Here is a 6,660-nt window from a genome sequence, read left to right as displayed (position 1 = left end):
ATTCTACTTCTGATCGCGCTCTTTTTGTGGGGGGATTACCATATAGTCGCGCACGACATGCACGCTGACGCCAGCATCTTCAGCCAGCTTCGATATTGAGTACGCATTCATGCTGTGCTTTGATTGCTGTGTTCTAGCAGGGTATGCGCGGTCTCATATCCGAGGCCGAATGCACTAGCCGGCACAGCACGAGAGCTGTGTCACATCTTTCGAGAACGTCTGCGCCACCAGTTTGAGACCCTCAACCATGGTCAGGTATGGGAAAAGCTGGTTGGCAAGATCCTGGACGGTCATGTGAGCTCGGATAGCAATTGCGGCAGTCTGGATGATTTCTCCTGCTTCCGGCGTTACAGCCTGAACCCCGAGAATTCGTCCGGACCCAGCCTCAGCGACAAGTTTGATAAAGCCGCGGGTATCGAAGTTGGCAAGTGCGCGCGGCACATTGTCGAGCGTGAGCGTACGACTTTCGGTTTGCAGGCCGATGCGCTGGGCATCCGCTTCGCTATAGCCAACCGTTGCAACTTGCGGATCGGTGAACACGACTGCAGGCATTGCGTCGAGATCGAGCATTGCGTCGCCACCGGTCATATTGATGCCCGCCCGGGTGCCAGCCGCGGCTGCAACGTAGACATACTGAGGTTGGTCAGTGCAGTCGCCCGCTGCGTAAATGTTTGGAGCACTCGTGCGCATGCCCTTATCGATGAGGATGCGATGTTGCGAGTCAAACGTTACACCTGCTCGCTCGAGATCCAGGCTTGCGGTATTCGGCGTGCGACCGGTAGCCACGAGCAATTGATCCACATTTAACTTGCCCTGTGGGGTCGCCAAGGTGAACTGGCGGTCCGAATAGGTGACGGCACTTGCCTGCGTCTGCGTCAGCACCGTAATGCCCTCTGCACGAAAGGCGGCGGTCACCGCCTCTCCGATGGCAGGGTCGTCACTGGCAAACAAGGTGCGCCGCGCCAGGACCGTCACCTCGCTGCCCAACCGCGCAAACGCCTGTGCCAGTTCGAGTGCTACCACCGAGGCGCCAATTACGGCCAGCCGTTTCGGAATGGTTTCGCTTACCAATGCTTCTGTGGACGTCCAATATGGCGTGTCTGCAAGACCAGGCAATGGCGGAATGGCAGCGCTTGCACCAGTGGCAATGAGACAGCGATCGAAGGCCACTTCGCGAGTGCCACCTTCTGCCGCTTCCACGATAAGCGTTTGGCCATCTTTAAAGCGAGCGCTGCCTCGCACAAGATTGATCGACGGATTGCCTTCGAGGATACTTTCATATTTAGCATGACGCAGCTCGTCCACACGTGCCTGCTGTTGAGCTAGCAGACGGTCACGCAGGACAACCGGAGGCGTTGCTGACAGTCCCGCGTCAAAAGGACTTTCACGGCGCAGGTGAGCGATATGCGCGGCCCGAATCATGATCTTGGAAGGAACGCAGCCAACGTTGACGCAGGTACCTCCGACGGTTCCCCGCTCGATCAGCGTGATCCGGGCACCATTTTCAGCTGCCTTCAGCGCTGCTGCCACAGCGGCGCCGCCGGTACCGATAATCGCCACATGCAGCTGGTCTGCCGGCTTCTCCACGGCGCCCTCGCCGCTCAACCACTGGGTAGCTCTGCCAAGAAGTCCCGGCCGTTCGGAACTGCGCTTTTCGCTGTCAACTTTGCCCGCAGGCGTAGCCCGATAACCAAGTGCCCCCACCGCCGTTACGAGTGCCAACACGTCAAGGCTATTGCCCGTGACCTGAGCCCTGTTCGCCGGGTAATCGACGGACGCTCCTGTCACGCCAGGAACTGCGAGCAGCGCGTCCTCAACGTGCTTTGTGCAACTTGGGCAGGTCATCCCTGCGACACTCAGACCGATTTCGTTTAACTCTTGCATTCTGCTCTCTCTTTAATCCCGTTGTGCCCAAGCCGGCCGGTACAACGCCTCGGTATCTGACTTAGTCATTCGCATCAGCGAACAGGCGCCGTGGGCCATTTACAGGCTGTGCACGCAATGACGGCCAGTAGAATCGCCGGAAAGGTATCGCTACCTGGTTCTAGCGGCGCTGCCGTCTATGCCGCCTTATTTCTTCAGTTCAGACGGATAGCCTACGTCGGTCGTCGCCTTGCTCAGTGCCTGAACGTTGGTCTTCTTATCGTCGAACGTCACAACGGCCAGCTTGGTTGCGTAATCGACCTCAGCCTTTTGAACACCGTCAACCCTGCTCAGTGCCTTCTTCACGGTGATCGGGCAAGTTGCGCAGTTCATACCAGGAACAGTCAGCGTGACCGTCTGAGTGGCCGCCCAGGCAGGGGCAGCGAAGGAAGCGGCGATGGCAAGGGTGGCAAACAGTTTTTTCATGATTTTTCCTAATTAGTAAAACAAAGGCATTACGTACGGGAACGTCAGTGCAACGACAACAAGCGCAGCCACAATCCAAAAGATGACTTTGTACGACGTCTTGGCTTGCGGGGCAGCGCATACATCTCCAGGCTCGCATGCTCGCGTAGTCCGGAAGATGGCGCGATAAGCAAAAAGCATCGCGACTAGTGCCGCGCCAAGAAACACGGGCCGGTAAGGATCCAGGGCTGACAAATTACTCATCCAAGCGCCGCTAAAACCCAACATGACCAACACTAGTGGCCCTAAGCAGCAGCCAGAAGCAAGAATTGCAGCTAAACCACCAGCAACCAGCGCAGCGCGGCCTTTTTGCGGCTCAGACATAGATACTCCTCTGCAGATCTATCAAAACATCATCGTAAGCCCGGAGTTGAGTACGGAGTCAAGCATCTTTTGAAGAGGCACTTCTGTAGCACCGTCAGATTGAGGTGTACCCTAAGCTGGCGTCAGGACAGCTCGGCAAAGTGCGTCAGATTAGGGTTGAAAAACCAATTTATTGACACCTGACTAGAAAGCTCATAGATTTCAGCCTGACATGGACAACAGGAGGTTCCGTGAAAGGCCAACGAATCGGTTACGTCAGGGTTAGCAGTTTCGACCAGAACCCGGACCGGCAGCTCGAGCACGTACAAGTGGATAGAGTGTTTACCGACAAGGCATCGGGCAAGGACACGCAACGTCCGCAGCTGGAATCGCTGCTGAGTTTCGTGCGCGAGGGCGACACCGTGGTCGTGCACAGCATGGACCGTTTGGCTCGCAACCTGGACGACCTTCGACGCCTTGTGCAGAGTCTGACCAAGCGCGGCGTGCGGATCGAGTTCGCCAAGGAGTGTTTGGCCTTTACCGGCGAAGACTCGCCAATGGCGAACCTGATGCTGTCAGTGATGGGCGCCTTTGCCGAGTTCGAGCGCGCCCTGATCCGTGAACGGCAGCGAGAGGGGATCGCGCTCGCCAAGCAACGCGGAGCCTACCGCGGCCGTAAAAAAGCGCTCGCGCCCGAGCACGTGACCGAGCTGTGCGCTCGGGTCGCGGCCGGCGAGCCAAAAGCGGCCGTGGCTCGCGACTTCGGCATCAGCAGAGAAACCCTTTACCAGTACCTGAAGACGGACGCCGCATGAACATTCATGCCCTCATGAGCGTGTGGTCCTGAGCCCGGACTTTCCGCTCCACCCCGTGCTTCCCGTTTATCAAATTTCGAGGAAATCGAACGAATGCCACGCCGCTCACTGCTCTCCGACACTGAACGCGATAGTCTGTTGGCCTTGCCGGAGAGTCAGGATGAACTGATACAGCATTACAGCTTCACCGAAGCCGATATGGCTCTGATCCGGCAGCGCCGTGGCGACGCGAACCGGCTCGGGTTTGCTGTCCAGATGAGCTTGTTGCGCTACCCTGGCTGCGCGCTGGCCAGTGACACCAAGTTGCCAGAGCCGGTGGTTAATTGGGTTGCCAAACAGGTGCGTAGTGCTGCGGTGTCTTGGCCGGAATACGGCGAGCGGGCAAAGACACGGAACGAGCACTTACATGAACTGCGTGCCTACTTGGGGCAGTCCGTGTTCGGACTGTCCGACTTCAGGGAGCTGCTGCACAGACTGACGGATCTCGCTATGCAGACCGACAAGGCAATGATCCTTGCCGCGCATGCCCTCGAAACGCTGCGCCAAAAACGGATCATCCTGCCAGCGCTGGGCGTCATCGAGCGGGTCTGCGCCGAGGCCTTGACGAGGGCCAACCGGCGCATCTATCGCGGGTTGATCGGCCCATTGGAGCGTCATCACAAGCGCGCCTTGGACAACCTGCTCAACGTGGCACCGAAGATGAGCATCACCTGGCTCGTCTGGTTGCGGCAATCACCGCTCAAGCCCAATTCCCGCTACATGCGCGAACACATCGATCGGCTCAGGGTATTTCAGTCGCTGGCCCTGCCCGACGGACTAGGCCGCCAGATCCACCAGAACCGGCTGCTAAAGATAGCGAGGGAGGGGGCACAGATAACGCCGCGCGACCTTGCAAAGTTCGAGGACGAGCGGCGCTACGCCACTCTGGTCGCAGTGGTAATCGAGGGCATGGCCACTGTGACGGACGAGTTAGTCGACCTGCACGACCGGATCATGATCAAGCTGTTCAGCGCTGCCAAGAACAAGCATCAACAGGACTTCCAAAAGCAGGGCAAGGCGATCAACGACAAGGTGCGCTTATATTCGAAAGTGGGCCGCGCGCTGGTCGAAGCCAAGGAATCGGGTGGCGATCCGTATGCCGCGATTGAAGCGATCCTGTCCTGGTCAGACTTCGCTCAAAGCGTCACCGAGGCTGACCAGTTGGCGCAACCGGAATCGTTCGACCACCTGTCCTTGGTCGGCGAGCAGTACAGCACGCTGCGACGCTACACGCCAGAGTTCCTGGATGTGCTCAAGCTGAAGGCGGCGCCGGCCGCGCAAGCTGTTCTCGATGCGATCGAAGTGCTGCGCGAGATGAATGCTACCGGGGCGCGCAAGGTGCCCGACGTCGCGCCAACCTCCTTCGTCAAAACCCGATGGAAGTCGCTGGTTTTCACAGACGAAGGATACGATCGCCGCTTCTATGAAATCTGCGCGTTGTCGGAGTTGAAAAACGCACTGCGGTCCGGCGACATCTGGGTACAGGGCTCGCGTCAGTTCCGTGACTTCGAAGAATACCTACTGCCAGCGGAGAAATTCGGCGCCATGAAGGCAGCGCGCCAGTTGCCGATCGCGGTCAACCAAGACTGCGACCAATACCTCCATGACCGTTTGCTGCTGCTCGAAGAGCAGCTGGCGACTGTCAACCGCCTCGCGTTAGCCAACGAGCTGCCCGACGCGATTATCACCGACACGGGGTTGCGCATCAGCCCGCAGGACGCGGTGGTGCCGGACAAGGCGCAAGCGCTGATCAACCAAACAAGCGGGCTACTTCCCCGCGTCAAGATCACCGAACTGCTAATGGACGTGGACGACTGGACCGGGTTCACTCGGCATTTCGTCCACCTCAAGAGCGGCGAGCAGGCCAAGGACCGCACTCTGCTGTTGTCGGCTATCCTTGCCGACGCGATCAATCTCGGCCTGACCAAGATGGCGGAGTCAAGCCCCGGCGCGACTTACGCGAAGCTGTCCTGGCTGCAGGCCTGGCACATTCGGGACGAGACCTATTCGGTCGGCCTAGCCGAACTGGTCAACGCCCAGTTCAAACATCCGTTCGCGGGGCACTGGGGCGACGGCACCACGTCGTCGTCGGACGGCCAGCGCTTCCGAGCCGGCGGCCGGGCCGAGAGCACGGGCCACATCAACCCGAAATACGGCGCCGAGGCGGGCAAGCTGTTCTACACCCATATTTCGGATCAATACGCCCCTTTCAGCACTAAGGTGGTCAACGTCGGCGTGCGCGACTCGACCTACGTGTTGGACGGCTTGCTGTACCACGAATCAGATCTGCGTATCGAAGAGCACTACACTGACACTGCCGGCTTTACTGACCACGTTTTCGCGCTGATGCACCTGCTGGGGTTTCGCTTCGCGCCACGCATACGCGACCTGGGCGACACCAAGCTGTACGTGCCTGGCAAGGTGACCGATCACCCAGCACTGCGGTCAATGATTGGCGGCAGCTTGAACATCAAACACCTGCGCGCGCACTGGGACGATGTGCTTCGCCTGGCTGCATCAATCAAGCACGGCACCGTAACTGCCTCTCTCATGCTGCGCAAGCTCGGCAGCTATCCTCGCCAGAACGGCTTGGCGATCGCGCTGCGCGAGCTAGGCCGCATCGAGCGTTCGCTATTCATCCTGGACTGGCTGCAAAACGTCGAGTTGCGCCGGCGCGTGCACGCCGGGTTAAACAAGGGGGAAGCGCGTAACGCGCTGGCCAGGGCCGTTTTCATCCACCGGTTGGGTGAGATCCGGGACCGGACGTTCGAACAGCAGCGGTACCGTGCGAGCGGCCTGAACTTGGTGACGGGCGCCATCGTGCTGTGGAATACGGTCTACCTGGAGCGGGCTACACAAGCGCTACGCGAGTCTGGCAGGCTAGACGACAACGGCATGCTGCAATTTCTCTCGCCGTTAGGCTGGGAGCACATCAACTTAACCGGGGATTACGTTTGGCGGCAGAACAGGAGGGTCGACGAAGGAAAATATCGGCCGCTGCGAGACCTCAAGGACCAGGCATAGAGCTTTAGCGCCCGATTTTTTCCGTTTTCCCTGTTTGCCCCTAATTGGCCGGGTACAGTTCGCGCTCGACCAACTCGATCATTATATGGAT

General features: G+C 58.8%; 5 protein-coding genes. 2 read left to right on the top strand and 3 right to left on the bottom strand.

Annotated elements, in window-relative coordinates; genetic code table 11:
- Positions 1–174: 174 nt before the first annotated feature.
- The 3 genes from merA to merT form a co-directional block, all read right to left on the bottom strand.
- Positions 175–1,884: a mercury(II) reductase gene (gene merA / locus QPK27_RS24920; RefSeq protein ID WP_219864071.1), complete on the bottom strand. Its 1,710-nt coding sequence runs from the start codon at positions 1,882–1,884 to the stop codon at positions 175–177.
- 186 nt (positions 1,885–2,070) lie between these two features.
- Positions 2,071–2,349 (bottom strand): mercury resistance system periplasmic binding protein MerP, encoded by a 279-nt coding sequence (gene merP / locus QPK27_RS24915; RefSeq protein WP_219864070.1) that lies wholly within the window; start codon positions 2,347–2,349, stop codon positions 2,071–2,073.
- 12 nt (positions 2,350–2,361) lie between these two features.
- Complete coding sequence (gene merT / locus QPK27_RS24910) at positions 2,362–2,712, bottom strand: mercuric ion transporter MerT (RefSeq protein ID WP_219864069.1); 351 nt, start codon at positions 2,710–2,712, stop codon at positions 2,362–2,364.
- Positions 2,713–2,942: 230 nt separating this feature from the next.
- On the opposite strand from merT, the gene QPK27_RS24905 reads away from it, so the two are divergent.
- Complete coding sequence (locus tag QPK27_RS24905; RefSeq protein ID WP_219864068.1) at positions 2,943–3,506, top strand: recombinase family protein; 564 nt, start codon at positions 2,943–2,945, stop codon at positions 3,504–3,506.
- A gap of 93 nt (positions 3,507–3,599) precedes the next feature.
- Positions 3,600–6,569, top strand: a complete 2,970-nt coding sequence (locus QPK27_RS24900; protein ID WP_290420844.1) for a Tn3 family transposase — start codon at positions 3,600–3,602, stop codon at positions 6,567–6,569.
- The last annotated feature ends 91 nt before the right edge of the window (positions 6,570–6,660 follow it).

This window comes from Massilia sp. YIM B02443 (genome assembly GCF_030411955.1).
In the GTDB taxonomy this organism is placed as follows: Bacteria; Pseudomonadota; Gammaproteobacteria; order Burkholderiales; family Burkholderiaceae_D; genus Telluria.
The sequence above is the reverse complement of the archived record's forward strand: the minus strand, read 5'-3'. Positions and strand labels throughout refer to the sequence as shown.